General features: G+C 66.1%; 19 protein-coding genes. 10 read left to right on the top strand and 9 right to left on the bottom strand.

Annotation, left to right across the window (positions count from 1 at the left end):
* Positions 1 to 2: 2 nt before the first annotated feature.
* The gene (locus AC5WS7_RS34055; protein WP_495958734.1) at positions 3 to 1,424 is read right to left on the bottom strand and encodes a cellulase family glycosylhydrolase; all 1,422 of its coding nucleotides are present in this window, start codon (positions 1,422 to 1,424) and stop codon (positions 3 to 5) included.
* Between the two features lie 1,046 nt (positions 1,425 to 2,470).
* On the opposite strand from AC5WS7_RS34055, the gene AC5WS7_RS34050 reads away from it, so the two are divergent.
* The 7 genes from AC5WS7_RS34050 (at position 2,471) to AC5WS7_RS34020 (ending at position 13,652) form a co-directional block, all read left to right on the top strand.
* A complete protein-coding gene (locus AC5WS7_RS34050; protein WP_495958733.1) occupies positions 2,471 to 4,267 on the top strand; it encodes a hypothetical protein in 1,797 nt (598 codons plus the stop codon).
* A 446-nt stretch (positions 4,268 to 4,713) separates the two neighbouring features.
* Entirely contained in the window at positions 4,714 to 7,098 is a 2,385-nt protein-coding gene (locus AC5WS7_RS34045; RefSeq protein WP_495958732.1) for an ATP-binding protein, read from the top strand.
* Between the two features lie 236 nt (positions 7,099 to 7,334).
* A complete protein-coding gene (locus AC5WS7_RS34040; protein WP_495958731.1) occupies positions 7,335 to 8,996 on the top strand; it encodes a hypothetical protein in 1,662 nt (553 codons plus the stop codon).
* Entirely contained in the window at positions 8,989 to 9,972 is a 984-nt protein-coding gene (locus tag AC5WS7_RS34035) for a nucleoside hydrolase (protein WP_495958730.1), read from the top strand. Before AC5WS7_RS34040 ends, AC5WS7_RS34035 begins: the two co-directional genes overlap by 8 nt.
* A gap of 405 nt (positions 9,973 to 10,377) precedes the next feature.
* On the top strand, positions 10,378 to 11,307 hold the full coding sequence (locus AC5WS7_RS34030) for a hypothetical protein (protein WP_495958729.1): 930 nt from the start codon (positions 10,378 to 10,380) through the stop codon (positions 11,305 to 11,307).
* A gap of 5 nt (positions 11,308 to 11,312) precedes the next feature.
* Positions 11,313 to 12,101, top strand: coding sequence for a histidine phosphatase family protein (locus tag AC5WS7_RS34025; RefSeq protein WP_495958728.1), 789 nt, complete (start codon positions 11,313 to 11,315; stop codon positions 12,099 to 12,101).
* A gap of 588 nt (positions 12,102 to 12,689) precedes the next feature.
* On the top strand, positions 12,690 to 13,652 hold the full coding sequence (locus tag AC5WS7_RS34020; protein WP_495958727.1) for a DUF5996 family protein: 963 nt from the start codon (positions 12,690 to 12,692) through the stop codon (positions 13,650 to 13,652).
* A gap of 302 nt (positions 13,653 to 13,954) precedes the next feature.
* Here AC5WS7_RS34020 and AC5WS7_RS34015 read toward each other — a convergent pair whose 3' ends face one another.
* The gene (locus tag AC5WS7_RS34015) at positions 13,955 to 14,542 is read right to left on the bottom strand and encodes a TetR/AcrR family transcriptional regulator (RefSeq protein ID WP_495958726.1); all 588 of its coding nucleotides are present in this window, start codon (positions 14,540 to 14,542) and stop codon (positions 13,955 to 13,957) included.
* 96 nt (positions 14,543 to 14,638) lie between these two features.
* Between AC5WS7_RS34015 and AC5WS7_RS34010 the strand changes: the two genes are divergently transcribed.
* The gene (locus tag AC5WS7_RS34010) at positions 14,639 to 15,682 is read left to right on the top strand and encodes an NAD(P)-dependent alcohol dehydrogenase (protein WP_495958725.1); all 1,044 of its coding nucleotides are present in this window, start codon (positions 14,639 to 14,641) and stop codon (positions 15,680 to 15,682) included.
* A gap of 132 nt (positions 15,683 to 15,814) precedes the next feature.
* On the opposite strand, the gene AC5WS7_RS34005 is transcribed toward AC5WS7_RS34010, so the two are convergent.
* The 6 genes from AC5WS7_RS34005 to AC5WS7_RS33980 are packed head-to-tail and all read right to left on the bottom strand — an operon-like array spanning position 15,815 to position 22,141.
* A complete protein-coding gene (locus tag AC5WS7_RS34005; protein ID WP_495958724.1) occupies positions 15,815 to 16,588 on the bottom strand; it encodes a creatininase family protein in 774 nt (257 codons plus the stop codon).
* Positions 16,585 to 17,901, bottom strand: a complete 1,317-nt coding sequence (locus tag AC5WS7_RS34000) for an FAD-binding oxidoreductase (RefSeq protein WP_495958723.1) — start codon at positions 17,899 to 17,901, stop codon at positions 16,585 to 16,587. Before AC5WS7_RS34000 ends, AC5WS7_RS34005 begins: the two co-directional genes overlap by 4 nt.
* Positions 17,898 to 19,073, bottom strand: a complete 1,176-nt coding sequence (locus AC5WS7_RS33995; RefSeq protein WP_495958722.1) for an ABC transporter substrate-binding protein — start codon at positions 19,071 to 19,073, stop codon at positions 17,898 to 17,900. Before AC5WS7_RS33995 ends, AC5WS7_RS34000 begins: the two co-directional genes overlap by 4 nt.
* Before the next feature lie 31 nt (positions 19,074 to 19,104).
* Positions 19,105 to 20,103 (bottom strand): ABC transporter permease, encoded by a 999-nt coding sequence (locus AC5WS7_RS33990; protein ID WP_495958721.1) that lies wholly within the window; start codon positions 20,101 to 20,103, stop codon positions 19,105 to 19,107.
* Positions 20,100 to 20,858: an ABC transporter ATP-binding protein gene (locus AC5WS7_RS33985; protein WP_495958850.1), complete on the bottom strand. Its 759-nt coding sequence runs from the start codon at positions 20,856 to 20,858 to the stop codon at positions 20,100 to 20,102. The genes AC5WS7_RS33990 and AC5WS7_RS33985 overlap by 4 nt, the downstream gene beginning before the upstream one ends.
* 26 nt (positions 20,859 to 20,884) lie before the next feature.
* On the bottom strand, positions 20,885 to 22,141 hold the full coding sequence (locus AC5WS7_RS33980) for an amidohydrolase family protein (RefSeq protein WP_495958720.1): 1,257 nt from the start codon (positions 22,139 to 22,141) through the stop codon (positions 20,885 to 20,887).
* Between the two features lie 213 nt (positions 22,142 to 22,354).
* On the opposite strand from AC5WS7_RS33980, the gene AC5WS7_RS33975 reads away from it, so the two are divergent.
* A complete protein-coding gene (locus AC5WS7_RS33975; RefSeq protein WP_495958719.1) occupies positions 22,355 to 23,002 on the top strand; it encodes a helix-turn-helix domain-containing protein in 648 nt (215 codons plus the stop codon).
* 32 nt (positions 23,003 to 23,034) lie between these two features.
* Positions 23,035 to 24,000 (top strand): PDR/VanB family oxidoreductase, encoded by a 966-nt coding sequence (locus tag AC5WS7_RS33970; protein ID WP_495958718.1) that lies wholly within the window; start codon positions 23,035 to 23,037, stop codon positions 23,998 to 24,000.
* A 52-nt stretch (positions 24,001 to 24,052) separates the two neighbouring features.
* On the opposite strand, the gene AC5WS7_RS33965 is transcribed toward AC5WS7_RS33970, so the two are convergent.
* The gene (locus tag AC5WS7_RS33965; RefSeq protein ID WP_495958717.1) at positions 24,053 to 25,636 is read right to left on the bottom strand and encodes an AtzH-like domain-containing protein; all 1,584 of its coding nucleotides are present in this window, start codon (positions 25,634 to 25,636) and stop codon (positions 24,053 to 24,055) included.
* Between the last annotated feature and the right edge of the window lie 270 nt (positions 25,637 to 25,906).

Below are 25,906 nucleotides of genomic sequence, written 5' to 3'. Positions count from 1 at the left end.
CTTCAACGGCGGGTCACGGTCAGCTGGACCTCGGACTGCCCGGGAACGCTCCGCAATCGCAACAGTTCCGCGCCCGGCGCGGAGACCACGTCGGCGCCGTGCACGTCGACGTGGTAGCCATTGGGATAATCCAAGCTGGGCAGAGCCACCTCGGTGCGGACGTCACCGGCGAACGGACGGCCCGAATCCGGGCGAGCGGTGCTGTATCGAAGGTCGAACGTTCCGGTGCCCGGGTCGTAGTGCCATCCCTGCGGCGTGCCCGCGATGGCCGGAGGATACGGGCGCACGACCGCTTCCGCGGGCGCGATCAGATTCGGCCCGGTCGGTGGTTGCTGACTGTGACCCGGCAGCTGATTCTGGGTAATGGACCACAGCATCCAGGAAGCCATGTTGTCATCCAGGCTGCCGGTCACCCGCGCCAACATCGCCGCGTCCCGCGTCGCGCCGAATTCGGTCACCAGCCCCGCGGTGCCGGCCGCGCGGGTGCTGTCGAAACCGTTCTGCGGACAGGTCCGGATCGGCCCGAGGCAGTAATCGTGAAAGCTCATACCCGCCCGGGGATCTCCGGTCGGGTTAGGCATCCGGACCGGCGAGCCGAAATCGGTGGTGACGAACGGTTCGTAGAACAGCAGATGCCGAGGGTCCACCTCCCGGATGGCCGTCATCGCTTTGCCTTGCAGGGCGCCGAGTGCGTCGCGCGCGAATTCGGGGCAACCGTCCAGCAGACACGCCGGCTGCGTTACGCCCGGCCACGGCTCGTTGATCAGGTCGTAGCCCAGCACGTAATGCTCGCCGGCGAATCGCCGCGCGATATGCGACCACATGGCGGCATAGTGTTCCTGCACGCCGACGCCGTCCGGTGCCGGATGATCACCCCAGAAATTGGCCCAGGACCGATTCTGTGCCGGACTCAGCGTGTAGGCAGCGAACAGGCCCGGGATCGGCCCGGGCGGCAGTCCGTCGGAGAATGTCGCCCAATCGGGAAACCCGTCCCAGCTCGCACCGACCGATTTGTTGAACGCATCCTGATGGGAATCCACCAGAGAATAGATATTGTGCCGGGCCAATATTTGCTGAGTCTGCGCGATCTGCGCGATGTACCGATCGTCGTAGACGCCGGGTCGCGGTTCCGCAGCGCTCCACGCGAATCCCAGCCGTACCGCGTTGATCCCGTGCGTCGCGAGAAATGCGGCGTCGCGATCACCGAACCCCCCGGCCGCCGGATAGAAGGGCGGATACTTGTACACCAGATTCACGCCGTGCACGGTGATCACCCTGCCCTCGGCATCGGTGATCCAGCGCCCCACATGTCCCAGCTCCGGATTCGCCGGCGCCGCCGTGGCCGTCGGCGCGGGCGGAGCGGCCGCCGCCAGCAATACCGCCACCACCGCGAGCCGCCGCGTCATCCAGGCGATCATCGTCATCCCGAGGACCTTTCACCGAGTTCGCGCATCGGCCGGATGCACGCATTGGGCGGGGACCGACCACGCGCAAGTCGGCATCCACGGTAATGTAACGCCATTTGCCAGCATATATAGCAAATACGCATGGAAATGTCGGATGGGTCGGATCGGTGTCGTGCCCACGTCCCGGGCCCGATGGCCCCCGGTCGGGTTCGCCCACCGCGCCGGAGCCGATGCTCACCACGCGGCACGGAGTGAGCAGGGCTCAGAGCGCCACGGACACAGACCGTCGCCTGCATCGGCCGTGCGGCGGCGAGTTGTCGACCTCAGGGGCCTAGACTGGTGAGATACTCATAACCGATGAAAATATCAGTAATGCCTGGATCGAACAAGCCGAAGCGCTCGGCCGACCGATTCCTGCGCGAACGGTATTCGGCGTGCGGGAGGACGGCGACGGTGGCGATCGCAGGCAGACTCGTTCGGTTTATCGCAGGATCCGAAGTCCTGCCGAATCGGTTGCCATATCCGCTGTCTCGCAATACGTTTCGGGCGCTCTGTCAACGAGTCCGTCACGATCGGCGACGCGGTCGGGTTCGCGCGGCGGGAAACCGGGCCGTGCGCGCACAATACGCCGATGAGGTCCGACCCTCGCCGGACCGTTGACGCTCGCGGAAGTGGAACCCCCGGTAGGTAGCGCCTGACCGTGATTGCCTATTCCTGCGGATCGAATACCTAACGAAGTCTCGTTGGTGATATTTCATCGTTATGCCTGAACCCGAAGTGTCGATCGCCTGAATTTTTACCGCAGCCATGAAGTACCGACCAGTCGATTTCAATCGGGGTAATAAGGACGGATGTTCTTGCAAATGCAAAGCAAGAACTCGATCTCATTTCGAAAGGTTGCTTTCAATGGCTGGCTCGTGGGTAGTGATCCCGTGTTCGAGGAAGGCGATCTCGTCGGGATACTGTTTGGTAACAATCGAATGGTGACCGTGCATCCGACTCCTATTCTGTTTCTGTTGTGACGTACAGGGGTTTACCGCGTCATAGTTTCCCGGGGGGAAGCCATGGATCGTTTGCCGAAGACTCGCCGTGATCTGGCGGTTAGTTTGCTGGTTCCGCAGGAGCGGTGGGGTTGGGAGTATGTGGTCCCGGTGCCGGCGGTGCCGAGTCCACTGCGTGAACAGGCTCCTCACTGGGTTGGTTTGCCGGAGCCCGAGGCATTGCAGCAGAGCCGTGCGCGGGATCGCCGTGCGCGCACCGCGTTAGCGGTTGCGGTCGTCATGGCCGCGTGGGCTGCTTCGTGGGGCTTGGCCTATTGGCTGATGGTAGGCGCAGGCCTGATCGTTCCCGTCCTGGCCTGGTGCACGGTGTCGGGGATGCGCTACGGCGCGGCTCGGCGGAATTACAAGTCGCGTCTCGAACAGGAACAGCTGCGATTCGGTCGTGCGGTGACCCAGTGGCGATCCGCTGTGGCCGAACATGATCGGCGCGAGCAGATCCGGGTGGCATCGACGGTCCTGTGGTATCCGCTGCAGCCCATGGGCCAGTGGGCCCACGTGAACGTTTTCGGCGGCACGACGGACGGGTGGTCGAGTCTGCTTGTCACACTGGGACTTTCGCTACAGTTCACGGGGGCAAGTCTGCTGGTGCTGGATTTCTCCGAGCGGAGCGTGGCGTCGGATCTGGCAAGTTTGGCGGAGGTCGTCGGATACCAGGTGCGGGTGGATCGGGTGCCCGCCGACGGAGTGGTCGGCGTGGAGGAATTGCCGCCTGCGGAGGCCGGTGAGCTCGTGGCCGAGGTGCTGGCGACAGCGCGTGGGCGGCAGGGCGACGGTATGCGGCAGGCGGTGGATGCGGAACTTGTCGAGGCAGTGGTGGAGTGTCTGGATTCACCGCACACGTTCGAGCGCGTGGCAGCGGGATTGGCGATGATGCGCCGGACTCTCGATATCGACCGGCAATCGTGCCTGTCCACGGACGAGATCCGCGGACTGAATCGGGCGACGGAGAATATCGGATCGGAATGGCCCTCCGTGGGGGAGGAGCTTCGATTTCTCTCCGCGACGATGCGATTGCTGGGTGGTCTGCCGTGTGGGTATTCCTTATCGGGACCACTGTGGCCGCGGGCAGGTTTGCGGGTGATCGCCACCGCCGACGCGAACGCCCGCCGTAAGGACCTGCTGGATCGTTTCGTGTTCTTCCGGGTCCTGCACGAAATCCGCGCTCTGGACCACCGGATGGGAGATGCGGTGGTGGTGGCCGGTGCGGACCATCTGGGGCCCACCGAATTGGAGTCGCTGGCTCGTCATGCCGGTCGAGTGGGAATGCGGCTCATCGTGATGTGCGAGCACCTGCGCGGCGAACAGATGCAGCTGCTGGGGGGAGCGGGCACTGCAACAGTGCTGATGCGGCTCGGACATGCCGGTGAAGCGGCGGCAGCGGCCGATTTCGTGGGGCGCGGGCACACGTTCGTGCTATCCCAGCTGACCGAGCAGATAGGCCGCAGCTTCACCGATGGGGTTTCCGACACGGTGGGCGACTCGCTGACCTCCACCGTGACCGATAACTTCTCCCCGACCTCCAGCGGCACCTCCGACTCGCAGTCACGGGCCATGACATGGTCACAGACCAGGAGTTGGTCGCAGGCCGACAGCACTTCCGATTCGCGCGGGTGGACCAGGGCCTACGAGTACGTCATGGAGCCGACGACATTTCAATCACTGCCGGCTACAGCATTCGTGTGGGTGGAGACGGGCGGTGGTGGTCGCAGGATCGTGGCGGGGGACTGCAATCCCGGAATCGCGATGTTGGACCGGGTGGCCGCGGAACCGAGAACCGGGACGGCGGTGGCGCCATGTTGAGCGGCTTTCATTTCCACCAACTACTGACAGTCCCGCAACCGCTGCCGGTCGCCGATGGCGAGACACCAGGTGCGGCAGCACACCAGCCCACACAGACGGCGATATTCGCGGCGCTGACCGCCGCACATGCCGATCTTTCTGTTGCGGGCCCAGGTGCCGCACTTGCGGTGGCGTGGGACAGAATCGGCGCCGACCGCCGAATGCGAGTACTGGTCGGCGGTCGGCCTGGTTCTCCATTGGTACACGAGTCCGGGCGTCAACGGGCCGGAGTCTTGTTTCCGCCCGGTGCCGAAGCATGTGCTGTGAACACGGAATCCCTTGCAGTGCAATGGGAATCACTTCCGGTGTGGATTCGATGTACTGGTCGGGCGGACTCGCTGTGGCTTCGTCCGGCGGGAGCGTCGGCCCGAACACGTCATGGCGGATTCGAAGACTATGTCAGCCATTTGCCGGACAGGTTCGTATGGCTGGTCGTCGCATCACCGGTTGCCGTCCGCGAGGTCGACGAGAAGTTGGCCGAGCTCGAGGTGCAGTTGCCGCGGCTGCGTGCTCGTCATGAATCCGAGTTGGATCGAGTTGCCCTGCAGCGTAAGGAATTTCGATACCGGGAGCTGTCCCGGGCGCGAACGGCCGGGCTCTGGCACGTGCACGTGCTCGTCGGGGGCGTCGACCTCCCCCGCACTCGTCAGGCCGCTGGATTACTGTGCAGTGCGGCGGATCTCGAAGATCTCGGTCATGTCCTTGCTCCGCATACGACGACTGCCGCTGTCGATGAGGTCTGGGCAGCGAAGGTCTCCGGTGACGACGAAGGTGGTAGATCACCGTTCGTCGCGGATACCGAACTGTTGGCCGTGCTGGCGCGGCCGCCGCGCCGGGAGTTACCCGGCATCCGGATGGTGGAAACGGCCTTGTTCGACCTGACCCCCGAACGGGAAGGCGAGATCGCTCTCGGTTCGGTTCTCGACGATGCCGGCGTGCCGCTGCATCCGTTCACCGTATCTCGCGAAACCCTGAATCGACATGGAATCGTCTCCGGCGCAACAGGCTCGGGAAAGTCGCAGACCGTGCGGCATATGCTCGAACAACTGCATGCCGCACGAATACCGTGGCTGGTGATCGAACCGGCCAAAGCCGAATACGCCACTATGGCCGGGCGAATCGACGCACCGGTTTCGGTGATCCGGCCCGGTGATCTGGACGCGGTCCCCGCCGGGATCAATCCCCTGGAGCCCGAACCAGGGTTTCCGCTCCAGACCCACATCGACTTGGTCCGCGCACTGTTCCTGGCCGCTTTCGACGCAGCCGAGCCGTTTCCGCAGGTGCTGTCCCACGCGCTGACACGCTGCTATACCGACCTCGGCTGGGATCTGGTTCTGGGTAAGCCCCACCGCCAGGGGCTGTCACCGCGTTACCCGAGGCTTGATGATTTACAGAAGTCCGCCATGCGAGTCGTCGATTCCATCGGCTATGGGCGCGAGGTGACCGACAACGTCCGAGGATTCATCGATGTGCGCTTGGGAGCGCTTCGGCTCGGCACTCCCGGGCGGTTTTTCGACGGCCGCTACCGGCTCGACACCGCCGCGCTTCTCGCCGCCGACACGGTGATCGAAATCGAAGACATCGGCACCGATACCGACAAGGCATTCCTCATCGGCGCAGTCCTCATCCGCATCGCCGAACACCTTCGCATCCGCCGTGCGCGCGATCGGGAGCCAGGGCTGACCCACGTAACGGTGATCGAGGAGGCGCATCGGCTGCTCCGGCGTGCGGTACCAGGAAGCCCCTCCGCGCACGCGGTGGAACTTTTCACCGGACTGTTGGCCGAGATCCGCGCCTACGGAGAAGGAATCATCGTGGCGGAACAGATCCCGAGCAAGATCGCACCGGACGTCGTCAAGAACACCGCGCTCAAGATGGTGCACAGGTTGCCGGCTGCCGAGGATCGCGACCTCATCGGCGCCACGATGAACCTTTCCCCCGCGCAGTCCCGTCACGTCGTATCGCTCCCGCCCGGCAGGGCCGTCGTGTTCACCGACGGGATGGACCGGCCGGTGCGCATCGACGTACCACTCGGCGAGTCTCGGGAAGCCCGTCGAGCGGCCCGAACTCCGGTTTTGTCGCCGATTCCCCGCGAAACGCCACTGTTGCTGCGAGATCTGCACTGCGCGCATGTCCTGGCCGAGGACCCGCGGCTGACTTTATGGATCGAGCTGATCCTGCTCGCACATCTCGTCGGGCGGTCCAGCCCGTGCCCGGATACCGCATGGATCGCGGGGTGGCGTGATCGCGCGGCCCCGGCGATCCTCGCCGAAGCCATCGGTCATCGAATCCGTACGGCGATCGACGGTCGCTACGCCGGACTGGCCGGATACTTCCCGCCCGAGCAACTCGCACATCATCTCCGGGTGCTCGCCGATGCTTCGTTTCGCGGTGTGCCCGGCCCCTGCGATGAGGACGAATCCCGTTGGCAGGCAGGGCGATACCGGTGGTCCGATGTCGAACAAGCATTACAGGACGCCACCCTGCCCCAGGATCGTCCGCATCCTGCCACCGGCACATGGTTGCGGCGCGGACTGCATCTGCCCGGGGCCACGCTCGCGGAGCAACGAGATCTCCTGGACGCGCACCCGGACACCTGGTGCGATCCGCACATCGTGACCGGGCCGGATCCGATGGTGCTCTCGACCTGTATCGACCAGCTCAGCCAGGCCGTCGCGATCGAGCAACGGCTCCGCCATGCCACCTCGTATCTGAACGGCCTGACGCGGTGGCCGCTGGTCTTTCTGGAATCAGCCGACAGTCCAGCGGTAGCCGGGAGGGGGAGTTGGTGAGCGTCGAGATTCTGTTCCCGAGTTCGTGCCGTGCTCCGCCGCGCACAGATATTCGGCTCAGGACAAGCCGTCCTGGGCCCGCACGGCGGGAGGATCGCTTTCCAGGGTTGGGCGCCCTGAAGTCTTCCCGGGCTTACCGTGCTCGGTCGGCGACGCCGCGAGATGAACCGGCCTGATCGAAAAGCCCGCCCGCCGAGGGCGGCTCAGTTTGTCATTCCCATTGTTCAGGACACGCGATGAGCGTAGAAGCCCGTCCCGACCCGCATGACCGGACCACACTCCAGCCCGATGACGAAGCAACGTCCAAGCCGTCGACCTCGGTCGACGGCAGCTCCGGCACAAGCATCGAACCGCCACGCCCGGCCGACGGCGGTGATGGGCCGCAAGCGCATGCTCCGGAACCGGAGACCACGGGCCGGCCGCGCGGCCCCGCCGACACAAGCCGGCTACGCACTATCGACCCTCCCGGGGAGGAGGAGCGGACGGCTGTCGAGAGTGCGTCGCCGAGTACGCGTCTCGATAGCGCGGTGGCCGACGAAGCGGTGGGATCAACCGCGGCCGCCACCGGGCTCGATCGTCCCGCAGCCCAGGGCGACGGACACATCGCACCCGGCGACTCGCGCCCGGACGCCGAGGCGGAATCCATTCGCGAACGAATTCTCGCGGAGGCGGACGCGCGTGCAGAGCGGCACGTCGGCGAAGTCTGCGCTACCTACGGAGTCGAAAGTCCCGACCATATCATGGCAGTTCGCAAGGCCATGAACATCATTGCGGAGACCGCGGCTCCCTTCGCCGTCGAAGGCGCTCGCCGGATACTCGAGAGTGTGCGCGGCAAGATCGAGAAATGGCCTGACGCGGTCGTCGCCATCACCTGCCGAGACGGCCGGACTCTGGGCATGGCCATCGCTGAACTCGACCCTAGGTTCTACGAGGCACATTGCCGACCGGTCCATCTTTCCCGGCGATGTATGGAAAACGTCCTGCAGAACAAAGAAGAGGAGACCGGGCAGAAATTCGCCGAAATCGAAGAAATGCGCGACCGGACCATGATCGATCCCGGAGAGGTGCCCGGCGCTGCACTCCGGACACAGCGTCATCTGCTCAGCAGTGGGCTTCCGATCACGACACCTGGCGCTCATATCATATTCGTCGACTCCGGTGCCAGAGGTACCATTCAGGAGCAGGTTTCCGCAGCGTGGCCCAAGGCGAACTACAGTAGTGAGTTCTTGCATCACATCGAATTCGAGCACGATCCGAACAAGGGCACGAAGACTGGACATTTCCTGCATATATCGTCCGACTCTGTCCATCCCGCCGACCCCGATGATCCGGCAAGGATATTCGCGGAGAAACCCCCGGGCGTCGTATTCGAAGATCTCATGCACGGGCCGATGGCTTCGACTGTCGGGCACGACGAGCGCGGGAACCCGGTGTATGCCGCCGAGCGTTCTTCGGCAGATCAAATCGTTCCGTTGGTGATCAGGCCGGAATACAACGATTCCAATGTGCGAATGGCGATCATGGACGTCGCTCAGCGAGCTGTTTCCAATCGGGCACGCACCGCTGCGGATCTTGCCGACGCGGGCCTGGATTATCGACAGGATTTGATCGAAGAAGCCCGCGCTTACATCCGAAAAGTGCGATCATGGGTAGACGGCGACGACACCGGCGACCCCGCATTCAACGCGCTCGCGGATTCGTTCGTGCGTCGTGAAGACAAGAACCTGGTCCCTCGATTACGCACCGCCACCAGAGACTTCGACGAGGCCGCGTCCATCGCAGTATGGCGCGACTACCGACAACTCCCCCTCGCAGACAAGAGACGTTACGTCGAGCATCACGAACGCACGGCCCTGTCACCGGGCTCAGCCGCACCGGAAGGACCATCTGATGGGTGATTACGACGAGACCGAAGAGACCCTCGAGTCCGCCTCGGCGGCGATGCTGGAGTTCGCCGACCGCTACCCGGAGTTCTCCTCCCTCGCTGACAAGCTACGCGCCGCCGGGCCGCCACCGCCTCGTGTGCACGGCACGCCGATCATCCTGGATACCGATGTCGGCGGCGATCCGGACGACGCGATCGCCCTCACCTGCGCTGCGCGGCAACCTGAACTCGCGCTGGTGATCACAGCCGACGAAAACGGCGGTCAGCGAGCGCAATTCGCCCGCCATCTGCTGAATCTCCTGGGACGATTCGATGTTCCGGTCGTCGCCGGCGCCGACCTCGGGAATACCCGCTACTGGGTTGTCGACGGCATGACACCGTCGACCATCGCACCTCAATCCGGCGATATTCTGCGCGCCGTGACCGAGATCTGCGCGGCTACGCACGGGCCGGTTCGCTGGATCGGATGCGGTCCCCTCACCAACCTCGCACACGTCCTGCGGACGGTGCCCGACCTCGCCGAACAACTTGTCGTCACTCAGATGGGCGGCGCCATCAACTACCGTGATCCGTCCCGTGCCGAACACAATTTCCGCCTCGATCCCGATGCCGCGCGCTACGTGGTCGCCACCGTGCCCGAGCTGACCCTCGTGCTGTCCGATGTCACTTTTACCGAAGAGATGGAAATCGACGCCGGTACCGGGGTTTACAAGACTCTCTCCGCGACCGATGCCCCGGCCTGGGCGGCGTTGCTCGCTACTCATCTCGATCGCTGGTTCGCGCTCCGTCACCCGGCCAGCAAACAACATGACCCGCTCACCCTTACCGTTGGGCTCGACCTGCCCTTCGTCGATCTCTCGCGCCCCACCATCACCGTCGCCGGCGATGCCCGGATGAGCATGGACCCGGCCGGCCATCCGACGTGGGTCACCATCGACGCCGACTATCCGGCGTTCTGGCGTTGGCTCACAACACAACTCGCTACCTGAACCGTTCACCGGCCTGACGTGGCCGGAGCTCCGATACTGCTTCATCCGCGGCAACGGACCATTCGGATGACGGAGGAACCCGCCGCCACCATCGCCACCACGCCCAGCAGTACCGCTACCGCATCCATCGGCCGCGGAGGTCGACTGTGCCTGCCCATGGGTCACCACCTTCGTTGCTGCACTTGATGTTTCGAAACGAACGACTTGCCGGACGGGAAACCCGGATGGCGCAATCCAGCTTACGTGTGCACCAGTGTCCAAGTGGGAAGCAATCTTTCGGCCATCGTTGGTTTCCGTATCGGATGATCCAGCGCGGAGGGCATCATTGTGCACGTGTCAAAACGAAAGCCCGACTCGGCACTGGGGAATGCTCTGCTCGACCTGTGCCGCACCGGCGGTATGAAGTTGACCATCGAAGCGTTGATCACCTCCGAGAACAAGGTCATGGATATCTTGACCGGCGCACCACCGCCCGCGGATCCCATCGCTCGCGGCGACTTGGCGCGCTGGATCGTCGCCACGGTTGTGCGGCAGACCAACGCATTCGGCTCGGCGAGAGACCGGGGAATCGCGCAGGCCGCGCTGCCCACGGAAAAGGCCCTGCACGGTATGAACGTCGACCAGCGCGTCAAGTGGTTCGCCGCGCGCGATATCTTCACCAAGCATGAATATTGGCAACATCGCGGCCGAGTCGTGGACGAAATCGCTGGCGTTCTCATGTACGAGTACCCGAAGTTTCACGCGCGACCCCCGATACCGCAGTCCAGTTCATTGCCCACCATATTTCTCGCGGGCTACCATCACGACTCCTCGATGGATGCCACGGCGAGAGCGCTGGGTATCGTGCTGGATCAGCTTCCGATCCGGGTCACTGTCTGTTCTATGGCGTCCAGTGTCGTAATGACCGCCGGATACGCCTTCGCGGAACAGGCTGATTTCGGCGGTCCCGCTTCCCTTGAACGCTATACCTTGTACCGGCGTACCGAATCTCGCAGACCCCAGCCCATCACCCGGTATCTCGGGAGGACCGAATGCCTGCCGGGAAGCCTGAACGAGGCTCGGGTGACCATTCTCGAGCGATCGGACATGGTGATCGTCATCGGTGGAGACGACGGTACCGAGTACGAGACGCAGCTCGCCGACCAGCTCGGCAGGCCAGTGGTGCCGATTGCCGCGACCGGGGGAGCGGCTGGACGCTATTTCGATTATTCATCGGGAAGAGTTCCTCCGGCCATCGTGGCCGACTACCACGACCTCGCGAATCCTGCTCCGGAAGTGTCGGTCCGTGCGGCGGGGCGCGTCGCCACGCGTCTCCTGCTCGATCAGCCCGCCTGAACTTCATGGAATTTCCACCGTTACAACATGATTTCGAGAAAGAGACCGCTACAAGCATGCGCACCCCAGACCCGCAATGCCCGCATTCGGCAAAACCATCCCGCGGATTGCGGCTGCTACTTGTTCGCCACGGAGAGAGCTGGAGCAATGTCGAGGGTGTGTTCGCCGGCGAGCGCGACTGCCGCGGCCTCACCGATCGTGGCCGTCAACAAGCTAGCGCCGTCGCGGAATACCTTTCAGTACAACGAGATCGGTTGGATGTGCGCGTCGTCTACTCGACCGGCGTCCGGCGAGCCGTAGAGACTGCGGAGCCGATTGCGGAAGCATTCGGTGTACCCCTCCGGTCCGAGTTCCCGTATCACCAGCTCGGTGCTGCAGAAGGTAGCCGCAGAGCCGAAATACTTTCCGGCGCCGCAGAAACACAGCGATGGTCGGTGGACGGCCCGATCGCACCCGGTGCTGATTCCTGGGCGACTTCGGCTCGCCGAGTCGGGCAACTGCTCGACCTCTTGACGCACCGGCATCACGGCGAGACTGTGGTACTCGTCTGCCACCGGGAAACGATTCTCGCTGCAGCACAACACTTTCAATGTATCGTTCCAACTCTCTACCACGCCACTGCCGAAGTCGGCTACACAGGGATCACCGAGTGGAGATACGAGTCACGTTCCGAAGACCCGCGGCACTGGCGATGGACACTCGTCCGCCACAATGACAGTCGGCACCTGCCCGCCGTATGGGACTGTGAATTCAACGGCTCTGCCTCGCTTTCGGTAGTGGCCGACACTCGGTGACGGCACGATGCCTGTGCTGGCTCCGTTGCCAGTCCGGTTGACCCGGTGCCCCTGCGGGTACTGCTGGCGATCCCGCTGCCGCGCCGTCTGGTTCAGACATCCGGCGGACGGGTGGACCGGCAACATCACCGGTCTCCGATCACCAGGCCGCCTCCCGTCGGCGCAGCCGGAACGGGACGTGGACGAAGCCGTCGTGCATCGCGACCGGGCCGCCCGCCCGGGGCGGCCACGAGAAGCCGCCGCTCTGTGATGGTGAAGACAAGCGAGTTCCCGGTGCCCAGCCCAATGCGGCGAACAGATACTGGTCCGTGACGCGCCCGCTTCTCCGACCGCGGTGACTCCGTAGCGGAGGTCGATTGGCGGTGGGGGAGTGGCTGCCGATGGATCGGGCAAGCGTGACAATCCCGGTTTGCGGTGTCGTAGGCTCTGTCGTGTTTCCGACCCGCTGTTCGGATTGGGGTGCCGTGACAAATGCCGTCGACCTGCCTCGTTTCGTGATCGGACGCGACGAACCTCCGCCCGGTGAGGCCTTGACGTTCCATTGAGTCCGGACCTGAATCGAAACCGAGGACGAAGGGAATTACCGATATGCCGAAGACGAATTCCACCAGCGAGTGGCCACAGCTGCGGGTGGCGGAATGGACCGATACCCGCGAAACCTTGCACATGTGGACACAGGTGGTTGGCAAGATCCGGCTCGCGCATGCTCCTTTGTTGAATCACTGGTGGCAGGTCACCCTCTATGTGAGTCCGCGTGGGCTCACGACCTCGGCGATCCCCTATGCCGATCGGCTCTTCGATATCGAATTCGATTTCTGCGCACAGCAATTGGTGATCCGGGCCGACAACGGCGATACCCGGTGCGTGGCGCTCACGCCGAAATCGGTGGCGCAGTTCTACACCGAAACCATGCAAGCCCTGGACGAACTGGGGCTCGAGACCCGGATCCAGGGACGCCCCAATGAAGTCGACCCGTCGATTCCGTTCGCCGAGGACACCCAGCACATCTCCTACGATCCACAGTCCGCGCAGACGTTCTGGAGACAGCTCGTGCATGCCAACCGCCTGCTCAACGAATTCCGTTCCGGCTTCAGCGGTAAATCCAGTCCGGTGCATTTCTATTGGGGTGCAATGGATCTGGCGTGTACCCGTTTCTCGGGACGGAGTGCGCCCGAGCACGGCGGCGGTGCGCCGCACTGTGCCGATTGGGTGATGGTGGAGGGCTACAGCCACGAGCTCAGCAGCTGCGGATTCTGGCCCGGCGGCGGTGCGGAAGGCGCGTTCTACGCGTACTCCTATCCCGAACCCGAGGGCTACCGCGAACGTCGGCTGCGTGTCCCCGGCGCAGCGTACGACGCCGATCTGGGTGAGTTCGTCCTGCCCTATGAAAGGGTGCGTGCCGCGGACGATCCGAACGCGCTGGTGACCGCGTTCCTGCGCGAAACATATGCGGCAGCAGCCGAACTCGGCCATTGGGACCGAGACTCGCTCGAATGCGATCCGCAGCGGTGGGCCCAGAAGCGAGCTGCGGCGCCCTGGTCGCTGCGCTGACCCCACGGGAACAGGATTCGCGAATGCGCCGCCGGTATGCTGAACCGGTCGCTCGACACACTGCGCTCCATCGGAAAAGAACCGTTGCAGAGCCTGGTATCCGAAGTCGGCGGCCACACGCCGGTGGGTCCGACCGCTGTCAACTCTTACCGTCGCCCTCGGCTCCACCACACACGCGCACTGGATACCGCTGAGCGAGTTCGGAGAGCCTGCGGAGTACCTCGCTCCGGAGCCACCGGGAACGAGACCGTGCGGCCCACCAGTGTGCTGCACCGCTGGTGCGTTGCGCGGGGCCGGCAGCTTCAGCCGAGCGTCACGGCGTGCTCGACGCTCTCACGGAGCAAGGTGCGGCGGCGCTCGTGTACGTCGGATGGTTCCTGGGCTGTTGCGGCATACACGTTGCTGACCGGCGACCATGCCATCGACATGGCGATGACCAGGGCCATGATGTCGAACGGATCGCCGGGGCGCACGATCCCTGCGGCCTGCGCCTCGGCGATGGCGCGCAGTTTGTGGTCGTCGAGACGGTCGGCGTCGTCCACCAGGTGACCGGCAGGGCGTCGTTCCATGCGCGCCCAGGTGGCCAACCGGATCAGGTCGGGCCGGCGGAGGTACTCGTCGTAGAGGCGCACAGCCCAGTCCGCGAGATCGGTAGCGTCGATGGGGACGACATTCGTGATCCGCTCCAGCGAGCCGAAGAAGATGGCGTCGAACAAGCCCTGCTTGTTGCCGAAATAACCGTAGAGCTGTGCCTTGTTCGTACGCGCCCGCGCCACGATCCGTTCGATGCGAGCCCCGGCGATCCCGTGCTCGGCGAATTCGCTCGTCGCCACCTCGAGAATGCGCTCGCGGGTCGCTTCACCACGGGCGGTGCGGGGCCTGTCGGTCATGATCGCCAGCCTATCAACAGAACAGTCTGTTTACTTCGGTGCCGACCGCCACTACCATCGCGATAGACAGAACAGTCTGTTTATCCAGGAGGTGTTATGAGAAGCACGGTGGGGTGGCATGCTGATGCGACCACGATGAGACTGCAGCGTGGACCTCTGCAGCGGCGAGCTCTGCGGCCCGATGATGTCGCGGTGCGAGTGGATTATTGCGGTGTCTGTCATTCCGACCTGCACGCCGTGCACGAGCATCGCGGCAGGAAGGACGTGCCGTTGGTGCCGGGGCACGAGTTCACCGGCGTGGTGACCGAGGTCGGTAGCGACGTCACTCGATTCGGCGCCGGCGACCCCGTCGCGGTCGGCAACATCGTCGATTCGTGTGGTGTGTGTGCCATGTGCCGGGCAGGTCAGGAGAACTTCTGCTACGAGTTCCCGACCCTGACCTACGGTGGCACCGACCGGCACGACGGATCGACCACACTGGGTGCCTACTCCCGCGAGTACGTCGTGCGCGACCGGTTCGCCTACCCCCTGCCCGCCGGCCTGGATCCAGCCGCCGCAGCGCCGCTGCTCTGCGCCGGAATCACGGTGTGGGAGCCGTTGCGCAGTGCCGGTGTGGGGCCGGGCACCCGGGTCGCGGTGGCCGGCCTGGGCGGGCTGGGACATCTGGCGATCAAACTCGCCGTCGCACTCGGTGCCGAAACCTCGGTGCTGAGCCGGTCCCAGGACAAGGCCGCCGACGCGCACCGCCTCGGGGCCCATGAACTCATCGTCTCCACCGAGGCCGAACAGCTGACCGCCGCCCGGGACCGATTCGACGTCCTTATCGACACCATCTCCGCCCCCCACGACCTCGGCCCCTTCCTGCGGCTCGTCGCCATGGACGGAACACTCAGCCACCTCGGTCACCTCGGACCGATCACCGTGCAAACCACCGACTTGCTCGTGGGGCGCAAGAACCTCACCTCCGCAGGCAGCGGCGGCAGGCCTGCGACCGCCGGGCTGCTGGAATTCTGCGCCGACCACCACATCACCGCCGACGTCGAGGTCCTCCCCTCGCAGCGCGTGAACGACGCACTCCATCGGCTCGCCCGCAACGACGTCCGTTATCGCTTCGTGCTCGACATGTCCGATCTGGCCTAGGTGGCTGGTCGCTCAAATGTCACGAAGGTCACGGCATTCGGGGTCCCGTGGCGGTGCTGCGCATTCGCCGAATGCACAGCGCTGCGGAAAGGCCGGCGTTGCAGACGTGTACGGCCGTCCGCCGGTGGTCGTTCAGCGGACCACCCGTCCCGGATCGAAGACGGCGATCTCGGGAATCGCGTCCACCAGTGCGTCGACCTTGGTGGCGAACATCTGGGCACCGAGTTCTGCGGTGGCGCCCGTCGGGTCACCGATAACGCCGGATTCGGCGAAATCGTCGGCGAGCCAGCCGAATCGGACCGGCTTACCGAATCCGACCTGCTTCATTCCGGAGATTGCCTGCGGCACAGCGGGTTTCGCTTTGCTCATGTCGACCAGGTCGGGTCGCAGGTGCAGCATGAGCGAGGTTTCGGCCCATCCCGCGTGGATTCCGAACCCCTCCTCGGTCGGTCCCGGCTCGGCGGGCGAGCCGTGCAGGAAGGTCTGCAGGTCGAAACGGCGACGCAGTTCCCGCAGGGCCACCTCGAGCAGGGCCGAATTGCCGCCGTGGCAGTTCACGAACAGCAGCCGCCGCGCGGGCGTCGCCGCGATGCTGCGACCGAGGTCGATCACCGTGTGCAGTAGGGTTTCCGCCTCCAGCCACATCGCCCCCGGCAGGTTGGCGTGCTCGTCGGACTTGGTGTATCCGAGCGCCGGAAGCAACCACACGTCGTGCCCCGCGGCGGCGGCGCGTTCGACCGCGGCGCTGGTGATCGCCTCGGCCACCAGCAGATCGGTGCGCAGCGGCAGATGCGGCCCGTGCGGCTCGATCGCTCCGGTCGGCAGCACGAGGATCGAATCGCGGTGCAGCGCAACAGGAACTTCGGCGGTGGTGAGGTCGAAGAAATTCCGTGTGGACGTGGTCATTCGTGCCACCTTCCTGGATTGAGCAGCCCTTTGGGGTCGGTCGTGCGGGCCAATTCCCGCACGCGGTCCGCGTCCAGGTCGACGTAGGACTGATGTGGCGAATGTACCGACACGCCGAGTTCGGCCAGGGCGGGCACCCCGGCGTAGACCTGCTCGGGATCGCGGTAGATGCCGTTGAGCATCCCGAACATCGTCCCGTGTCCGGTCTCGAGGTGCAGCATGCCGCCCGGGTAGACCGCCTCCACCTCGCGTAGCCGGGTGACCAGCGCCTCGCCCTGGCACTCCATGTGAAAGTAGGTGTCCGGCACCGCCTTCTGCAGCCACCAGGTGGGGTGGTTGTAGGACAGGGTGCTCAACCGCATCGTATGGGCGAGCCCGGTGCGCACTGCCTCGATGCGCCCGCCCGCGGCGACCAGCACGCTGATCGTCTCGTCCAGTGCGGCGGAATCGATGATGCCGCGGACGTTCGCCCGGCCCGGCACGAACGCGGGATCCGCGGGCAGCGCCTCGACGACCGTGGCGCAATCGGCCGACAGCAGCCGCGGTTTCGGCTCGATCGCCGCGGCCCGCAGCGCGGCCGGGAAGGCGTCGTAGTGCGAGTCGAAGCTGGCGTACAGGCACTTCCAGTCCTGCAACGGTTCGATGCGCACGGTGGCCGCGACGATGATGCCGGCCACGCCGTAGGTGTGCACCATCGGTTGCGCGTCGGGTCCGGTGAGATGGACCAGTTCGGCGTCCTCGTGGCCGTAGACCACGTCGACCGATTCGACGAAACCCATGTGGTTGCGGCCGTGCACGATGGTCCCGGTGCCCGCGGACCCGCCGGCCAGGAATCCGCCGAGGGTGGACTGTGCGGTCGACGGATACATCCACAACTGCCGTCCGGCGTCCCAGGCGGCCTGCTCGAGGTTGATCATCCGGGCACCCGCCTCGGCGGTCACGGTCGTCTCGGTGAGTTCGCCGATGGCAGACAGTGAGGTCATATCCATCACCAGACCGCCGTAGCGGGGTACGACCTGGCCGTAATTGCCGGTGCCCTTGCCGCGGGCGGTGATCGGGACGCCGTACCGTATCGCGGCTCGCACTATAGCCGGAACCTGTTGCGCCGCTTTGGGATAGCACACGACGTCGGGGCGGCCGAGCGGTTGCGCGGACAGGATCGGGCTCATCGTCGAGCCGTCGCGGGCGGCTCGGTCCAGCGCGCGATCGAGGGTGCTGACCCCGCGCGGGCCCAGCAGTGCCAGCAGCTCGTCGATCAGGGCGTCGAGGTCGCCGGGGCCGAACCGGGGACGGGCGGCGAGTGTGGCGGTCATGAACCGAATCCGATCTTCGGATCGATGAACCGGTTGGTGGCGATCTGGTCGGGCGTCAGGTTCGCTGGGACGCTGACCTTCTCCGCGGCATAGACCGGCCGGGTGATGTCGATGATGTGCTGCACGCGTGCGGGATCGAAGGCGCCGGCGGCGCCGTTCTCGTTGCCGACGATGCCGAGTTCGCGCATCGTGGTGGTCGCGTAGTCGGCCTCGCCGGAGTCGTAGACCCAGCCGGTGTCGTACTTGGCGGCCGCCTCCACGATCAGGGCGTTGACCTTGGCCGGGTTGGCGAAGTAGTCGACGTCGGCCTGCTGCATCACCGGAACCAGCCGTTGCAGGCAGGCGGCGTCGGCGCCGAGATCACCCGAACGGATTGCCAGTTCGGATGCGTAGATCGGGTATCCCGCGTCGTTGATCAGCTGATAGGCGACCGGTTTGCGCCATTGGTCGATCTTCTGCCGGTACAGGTACGGCTCGGCGCTGACGAAGCCCTGCTGAGCCTTCTTGCCTTGGGCGGCAACGAAATTCGCGGGTGTGCCGTCGTAGCTGCCGTCCACCTGGCTCTTGTCGAGAATGCCCGCGCCGAGGAAATAGTCCATGAACGGGGTGCCCTGGTAGTACAGCACGGTGGCCTTGGCAGCCTTCAGGCCGGCGATGGTGTGCACGCCGGGGTAGGTCGCCGGATCCCACATGATCATCTGCGGGTTGATGCGCAGCGGCGCGAACACCCCGGTGGTCGGCGTGGTGGCCGCGGTCTGCACCGAGTGGTCGGTATCGGTGTACCCGAACATGATCGAGGTGTCCTGGTACATCTGCGAGGTGACCGACTGGAAGCCGATCGCCGGACCGCCGGCCCGGATCTCGAGGTCGACGCCGGTGTACTGCCCGTGCGCGAACAACGGACCGACGATCCGCTTGGCCGCGGCGTCGATCTTCGGCTCGGGACCGAGCATTTCGTAGGTGAAGCCGTGTTCGGCTTCGGGGTTCCAGTCCGTCTGCACGACGATCTTGGCCGGGCAGACCTGTTTCAGGTTCACCGGGCCGATCGGTCCGGTGTAGCCGGAACCCGCTGTGGCGCTGCTGCTCTGGCCGCATCCGGTCAGCGCGGTCAGGCTCAGCAGAACCGCGGCGGCACTTGCGCCGACAGCACGCGGCAGGGGGATCTTTCGCATGGGGGTGTCGCTTCCTGGAGAGGGGAACGGGTCAGTGGCGGGCGTCGTCGTACCAGGCGCCGACGATCCTGCGGCCGAGCCGGCCGAACAGCACGAACACGACCACACCGAGGGCCGAGGCCAGCAGGATGGCCGCGAACAGCTGCGGCGCCTGCAGCCGGGACCGGTAGTTGTCCAGCAGGATGCCGATGCCCGGATCGCCCTGCTTGAAGAAGAAGTCGCCGACGATCGCGCCGACGACCGACAGGCCCGCCGAGATCCGCAGACCGGCGAAGATCGCGGGCATGGCGGCCGGGAATTCGAGCTTGCGCAGCACGGTCCACCGGCTGCTGGTGCGCAGTGCGAACACCTCCCGCAACCCCTTGTCGACCGATTTCAGGCCGAACAGAGTGTTGGAGACGATCGGGAACAGCGCGATCAGCACGCATACGAAAACCCTGGAGATGAAACCGAATCCGAACCAGAACCCGATCAGCGGCACCAGCGCCAGAATCGGGATGCACTGCATGACCACCGCGTACGGGAACAGCGCCGTCTCGGCCCAGCGCGCCTGCGCCATCAGCACCGCCCACACGATGCCCAACACGACGGCGATCACCAGCCCGACCCCGGCGACGGTAGCGGTGCGGCCCAGTGCCTGCCACATCTCCTGGGCTTGCGGGCCCAGCAGCCCGTCGGTGATCACCTGTTGGGGCGGGGGCATCAGGAACCGTCGCGCGGGGGTGAGCAGCGCGTAGCTGATGGCGTACCAGACGCCGATCACCAGGGCCAGCACCGCGAGCGGGGCGATCACCGTGCGCAGCCGACGGGGGGCCGTGCGTGCGGCATCGGAGGAGTCCGCTGCCGACTGCGCGGAAATGGTTGCGGCGGTTGGATCTTCATCGCTGCGTGCGGTCGCTTCGGCTGATCGGGTCACCGTTGCGGAAATATCAGCGGCAGAGCGTATTTCGTCATTATTCGCCGCTCCTGCGGCGTCGGGGCCGGTGGGCGTGTCCGAAGGTGCGGGGGAGGTGTGTGTTCCGGTGTTCATGCGTGAATTCCTCGCAGTGACTGCGAGACTCGGCTCGCCAGGTCGGTGAAGGCGTGGGTGTAGCGGATTTCCGGTCGGCGCGGAAACTCGAACGGGACCTCGAATTCGGCGACGATCCGGCCCGGACGCGGTGACATCACCGCGACGCGGGTGGACAGGTAGACGGCCTCGGCGACCGAGTGGGTGATGAACAGTCCGGCGAATCGGCGGGTGGCGAACAGTTCGGTGATCTCGTCGCCCAGTCGCTCGCGGGTGATCTCGTCCAACGCGCCGAAAGGCTCGTCGAACAGGAACAATTCGGGATCGACGCTGAGCGAGCGGGCCAGCGACGCGCGCATCCGCATACCGCCGGACAGCATGCGCGGCAGTTGATCCTCGAAGCCGGTGAGCCCGACCAGTTCGATGGCCTCCCGGGCGCGCCGGTAGCGTTCGGCCTTGGGCACGCGGTCCAGTTCGGCCAGCAGGGCGACGTTGTCGCGGACCGTGCGCCACGGCAGCAGCGTCGGATCCTGGAAGACGTAGCCGATCCGGTTCGCGCCCACCTGGGCGTAGCCCCCGGTGGCGGACTCCAATCCGGAGGCGATCCGCAGCAGGCTCGACTTTCCGCACCCCGATGGCCCGACCACGCTGACGAATTCGCCCGCGCGCACGGTCAGATCGACGCCGTCCAGGGCGAGTGTGCCGTTCGGATAGGTGAGCCGGGTCGAGGAGAAACCCAGGACCTGCGTGCCGGGGCGCGGTGGCGCCTCGTGCATGACGGGGTGGGTGAGTTCGGTAGACATCAGACCTCCAATGGGACGACATCGGCCGTGCGGTGCTCGGTGCGGCCGATCGAGATGATCGCGCCGTCGCGGATGACGATCCGGTCGGCCGGCGCGGTGGCGACGACGTCGAGCAGGCTGGTGCCGCGCACGGCCAGAAACTCCGCGCGCGCACCGGGTTTCGCGCCCGCCTGGGGCAGACCCAGTACCGCGCGCGCCCCGTCGGTCACCAGGTGCACGGCCGTGCGTGGCGGAACATGTCCGGCCGCGATCAGCAGAGCGGCGGTCTCCAGGGCGTCGCTGCGGCCGAGCGGGTTGAACGGGTCGCGCACGTTGTCCGCGCCCGCGGCCACCGGGATCGCTGCCCCGAGCAGCGCGGTGAGCGCGGTGAGTCCACGTGGGGTGGCGATCGGCTCGTCCCGGCCCTGCAGGTACAGGTTGGTCAGGGGCAGGCTCACGATCCCCATGCCGGCCTCGGCCAGCAACGCCAGGACGGGTGCGAGTTCCTCGGCCGACAGGGTGCCCAGGCGGCAGCAGTGCCCCGCTGTGCGGATGCGGTCCGCGGGCCAGGCGGCTACCCGCCGGGCGTAGTGCGCGAGCGTGTGGTGGTCGCCCCGCAGGAATTCGTCCACGTGGAGATCTATTCCGACACAGCGGGCTTCGGCGAAGTCGAGCAGCCGGGTGAGTTCCGCGGTGGGGTCCGGTGCGAGATGCGGTGCGCCGCCGAGCAGATCGGCCCCGGCCGTCAGGGCCGCGTCGAGCACGGCGGCATCGGAACCGGGCGGAGCCAGGGCGACGATCTCGATGTCGACCAAGCCGCGCAGCTCCCGGCGCACTCGGTCCACCGCGCGGATGCCGCGCAACGGGTCCGGGCCGCCGAGGATGTCGGCGTGGGTGCGGATCGCTGTGGTGCCGTTGCGCAGCAGGGCCAGGGCGGCGGCGGTGGCACGCCGATGAAACGACTCCTCGTCCAGCTCCGGGCTGCCGTGCCGCCACACCTCGATCGCGGTGGCCAGGTCCGCGTCCGGTGGTGCGAGCACATCCCAGGACAGGGCCTTGTCGAGATGGGCGTGCGGTTCGGCGGGCGCGGTGAGCAGGACGAAACCGGTCAGATCCACGGTCTCGGGATCCTCGTGCGGAGGCGGGGACGTGTTCGGCCGCACCGCGGTGACTGTTGCGTGCGGTCCGTCCTGGCCCAGCTCGACGTCGACCACCTCGCCGTCCGGGGTCCTCGCACCACAGATCCGCGAAATGCGGTGCGGTAGATGATGATCCATGGAGATCCTTCGCTGAGCGGGTGGTGGTGGCTCGCGCCGTGGCTGGTCGGCGAGGCGTAGCGGAACAGGTAATGTTGATGTGATCAACATTCAGTACTATTCAGCCGGGGTGTTTCGGGTAGATGAACCACCTGGCTACGGTCTTGTTAATTCGTCCCTTGCCCGGCGAAAGTCGGCGAAATCAGCGGACGATGACGAGGGAAGGTGCGGGATATGAAGGCGCAGAACGGATCCGGGCCGGATGGCGCGGATCCCCGGGTGCTGCTCGGCGCCGAGATCCGCCGGCGGCGGCGCGAGTCCGGCCTCACCCTGGTCAGGCTCGCGGAACAGGCACAGATCTCGCACCCGTTCCTGAGCCAGCTCGAACGCGGCCTGGCCCGGCCCAGCATGCTGACCCTGGCCCGGATCGCCGAGGCGTTGGGCACCACGCAGGTGGAGCTCATGCTGGCCGCCGACACCGCGGGTCGCGGTGAATCCGCGGATACGGCGCAGTCCCAGGTGATCCGGTCGCACGAGGGCGTGCAATTGCCGCGCGGCATCGCCCGATCGGGCCGGGAGGAGGGGTCGACCCGGCTGCTGGTGCACGGTCGGGCCGCGTTCTATCCGCAGGAATTCGTGGACGTGAGCGCCGATTTCGGACCGTACTTCGTGCACGACGAGGACGAGTGGGTGTACGTCGTGAGCGGGGCGATCGTGGTCGATCTGGGCGATCACGGCGACGCGCGGCTCGCGGAGGGGGACAGCCTCTACTACACTGGCGGCACACCACACCGGTGGCGTGTGGTGGACGCCCCGCAGGCCAGGCTGATCGTCGTGAAAGCGGCCGGGCGCGAGGCGGATTCCCGTGGCTGGGATGGATAGTCCGGCGGGGCCCCGACTTCCGGGAGCACCCGATGATCACCTCGACCTCCGCCGATGCGGCCCTCATCGATGTCGTCGTGCGCGAACGGCGCTGTGTGGCGCGCGATATCGAGGAATTCACGTTCGCGCGTCCCGGCTCCGGCGCCCTGCCCGCCTGGGAGCCCGGCGCCCATATCGACCTGCTGCTGTCCGATGCGCTGGTCCGGCAGTACTCGCTGTGCTCGGATCCCGCCGACCTGTCCACCTACCGGATCGCGGTGCTCCGCGAACCGCACGGGCGTGGCGGTTCGGTTCGGGCGCACGAGATGCTCGGGGTCGGAGCGCATATCTCGATTCGACCGCCGCGCAACCACTTTCCGCTGGTCCGTGCGCTCGGCTACGTTTTCGTCGCCGGCGGGATCGGGATCACGCCGATGCTGCCGCTGGTGGCCGCTGCCGCGCGGAGTGGTCGGCCCTGGCGGATGGTGTACACCGGCCGGGACGGTGCGAGCATGCCGTACGCCCGGGAATTGGCTGAGCGCTACGGGAATTCGGTGACCCTCCACCATTCCACCCGCGACGGGCGGTTCGACCTGGCCGCCGGCCTGGCCGGATCGTCGCCGGGAACGGCCGTGTACACGTGTGGTCCGATGAGTCTGATCGCCGCGGCCGAGGCCGCCTGCGCCGGGCTCGAGGCGGTGGACGTGTTCGCCGAACGGTTCACCGCCGCGGACCTCCGCGCCGCCGACTCGCGCGCCTTCGAGGTGTCCCTGGCGGTATCGGGTCTGACGCTGAGCGTGCCCGCCGGCCGATCGATCCTGGAGGTGGCCGAAGCCTCCGGTGTGGTGGCACTGTCCTCGTGCCGCGAGGGAACCTGCGGCACCTGTGAGACGGGTGTGGTGAGCGGGGAGGTGGACCACCGCGATTCGGTGCTGACCCCGCAGGAGCGCGCCGAGAACGAGTCCATGATGATCTGCGTATCCCGATGTGCGGGAGAACGTTTGGTGCTCGAGCTGTGATGTCCGAGCGGGATATCTGCGGCGCGTCCAGCTCCGGCGGCGGTTCGTCGAGCTAGCGAGGGTCGGTCTGTGCCGAGGCGAAGGCCAGGAGGCTGTGATCCTGTCCGGGAGCGGCCACCAGGCACAGGCCGATCGGCAGGGTGTCCGCCCGCATTGCGGGGATGCTCAGCGCCGGCAGTCCGGCGAGGGAGGCCAGGCAGGTCAGACGTAATGTCGCCTGCCGCACCGACTCCAGGAGTGCGGGGTCGGTGCCGCGCCGCGGCGCCGCCGAGGAAGTGGACGGCAATGCCAAGACCGTGCCCGGGGGAAGTGATCGCAGCAGCTGCGCGCGCATCGCGTCCAGCAGTCGCTGGGCCGATTGCCTTGTGGCGCTGTCCATATCACGTCCGGCGTGGAAGCGGGCGGCGATCTCCGGGGAGAGTGCGTCCGGATGCGCGGTCAGCAATTCGCCGTGGGTATCCCATGCCTGTGCCGTCTGCACCGTGCGAAACGCGGTGAAGACGGCGTCCAGTCCGCCCGGGTCCGGGTAGGTGAGTGCGCCGAGGACCGGCGGTGGCAGCACGGTCCCGGAGGCCGCTGCGCGCAATGTCAATGCCTGTACCGCGGCTCGGAACGATTCTCGTGCCGCCGGATCGAGCAGGTTCATCAGCTCGGCGGCCACGATCACGCGGGTGATCGGCTCGACCGATTGCGGCGGGAGCAGAGCCGCACCCGCACGCGCCAGCAGACCGGCATCGCGGGTGAGCAGTCCGACGCTGTCGAAGCTCGGCGCCAATCCCACCAGACCGGTGCGGTCGATGACACCGTGCGTGGTGCGCAGGCCGTAGAGCCCGCAGTACGAGGCGGGGACGCGGATCGACCCGGCGGTATCGGTGCCCAGGCCGACGTCGGCCAGCCCGGCCGCGACCGCGGCGGCCGGACCGCTGCTCGATCCTCCGCTGATGCACTGCGGCGCAACCGGATTGGGGGTGTCACCGTAGTGCGCGTTCGAGCCCGACAGGGAGAAGGCGAGCTCGTCGGTGTGCGCGATGCCCGTGACGTCGGCCCCGGCCGCCAGCAGGGCCTCGACCGCGGCCGCGTGCCGGGACTCGATCGGAGCCTCGGACAGCCACACTGGATTTCCGGCGCCGATCGCCTGTCCGGCGACGGCGAACAGATCCTTCACCGCGACACGGATATTCGTCAACGGGCCGGCACCGCCGCGTGCGAGCGGTTCGGGTCCCGGCGCGACACGCCAGATCGGGTCATCGGGTGAGGTAGGGGTGGCCGCGGGAGTCGGTGCGGCGGAGACATGGGCCACCGTGATCGCCCAGCGTCCGCCGCTGCGCTCCCAGACCTGAGTCTGGATGCCGCGCAACCCATCCGCGCGCCGGGTCCGCGCCACGATCACCCGCGCGTCGGGACCGAGCGAGCGGGTGTGCACCTGCAGCAGGGTGCGTGCCGGTGCGCCGCCACGACCGGCCCGGAACGCGGCGATCGCGTCGTGGCCGACCAGCACGTCGCCGGAGTCGCCGCGCAGGGTGCGGGGGCCGTCGGCGAACGCGGCGTCCAGGGCGGGAACGTCGTTGGCCATCAGGGCCCGTTCGTATTCGGCGAAGGCCAATCGCAGGTCGTCGTCCAGATCGTCGAAGGTCACCGGTCGGACTGTACCGATAATGTTGATGTGATGAACATTTCGCGTGTAACAGTGCCGTGAACCTTCGTGCCGGGATCGACTGCCGGGCTGGGCTTCTGGTGATCCGGATCATTCGGCGCAGCAGCTTTACGTCGAGGAAATACCTCGCCGCTACGGTGGCAAATGTAACTGTGATCAACATCGGTGAGGTGTGATGAGGCCATCGGTTCCGGCGTCGTGCGTCGACGCGCACTCCTGGTTCGACGTGCGAGAGGTCGGTCGGGATATCCA

This window comes from Nocardia sp. PLKS1-43 (assembly GCF_059510335.1).
Note: the sequence above shows the minus strand (reverse complement) of the source record. Positions and strands in the feature narration are given on the sequence as shown.

Coding starts and splice junctions, on each gene's coding strand:
- AC5WS7_RS34055 (WP_495958734.1), bottom strand. CDS start 1,424: ATGACGATGATCGCCTGGATGACGCGGCGGCTCGCGGTGGTGGCGGTA.
- AC5WS7_RS34050 (WP_495958733.1), top strand. CDS start 2,471: ATGGATCGTTTGCCGAAGACTCGCCGTGATCTGGCGGTTAGTTTGCTG.
- AC5WS7_RS34040 (WP_495958731.1), top strand. CDS start 7,335: ATGAGCGTAGAAGCCCGTCCCGACCCGCATGACCGGACCACACTCCAG.
- AC5WS7_RS34035 (WP_495958730.1), top strand. CDS start 8,989: ATGGGTGATTACGACGAGACCGAAGAGACCCTCGAGTCCGCCTCGGCG.
- AC5WS7_RS34025 (WP_495958728.1), top strand. CDS start 11,313: ATGGAATTTCCACCGTTACAACATGATTTCGAGAAAGAGACCGCTACA.
- AC5WS7_RS34020 (WP_495958727.1), top strand. CDS start 12,690: ATGCCGAAGACGAATTCCACCAGCGAGTGGCCACAGCTGCGGGTGGCG.
- AC5WS7_RS34015 (WP_495958726.1), bottom strand. CDS start 14,542: ATGACCGACAGGCCCCGCACCGCCCGTGGTGAAGCGACCCGCGAGCGC.
- AC5WS7_RS34010 (WP_495958725.1), top strand. CDS start 14,639: ATGAGAAGCACGGTGGGGTGGCATGCTGATGCGACCACGATGAGACTG.
- AC5WS7_RS34005 (WP_495958724.1), bottom strand. CDS start 16,588: ATGACCACGTCCACACGGAATTTCTTCGACCTCACCACCGCCGAAGTT.
- AC5WS7_RS34000 (WP_495958723.1), bottom strand. CDS start 17,901: ATGACCGCCACACTCGCCGCCCGTCCCCGGTTCGGCCCCGGCGACCTC.
- AC5WS7_RS33995 (WP_495958722.1), bottom strand. CDS start 19,073: ATGCGAAAGATCCCCCTGCCGCGTGCTGTCGGCGCAAGTGCCGCCGCG.
- AC5WS7_RS33990 (WP_495958721.1), bottom strand. CDS start 20,103: ATGAACACCGGAACACACACCTCCCCCGCACCTTCGGACACGCCCACC.
- AC5WS7_RS33985 (WP_495958850.1), bottom strand. CDS start 20,858: ATGCACGAGGCGCCACCGCGCCCCGGCACGCAGGTCCTGGGTTTCTCC.
- AC5WS7_RS33980 (WP_495958720.1), bottom strand. CDS start 22,141: ATGGATCATCATCTACCGCACCGCATTTCGCGGATCTGTGGTGCGAGG.
- AC5WS7_RS33975 (WP_495958719.1), top strand. CDS start 22,355: ATGAAGGCGCAGAACGGATCCGGGCCGGATGGCGCGGATCCCCGGGTG.
- AC5WS7_RS33970 (WP_495958718.1), top strand. CDS start 23,035: ATGATCACCTCGACCTCCGCCGATGCGGCCCTCATCGATGTCGTCGTG.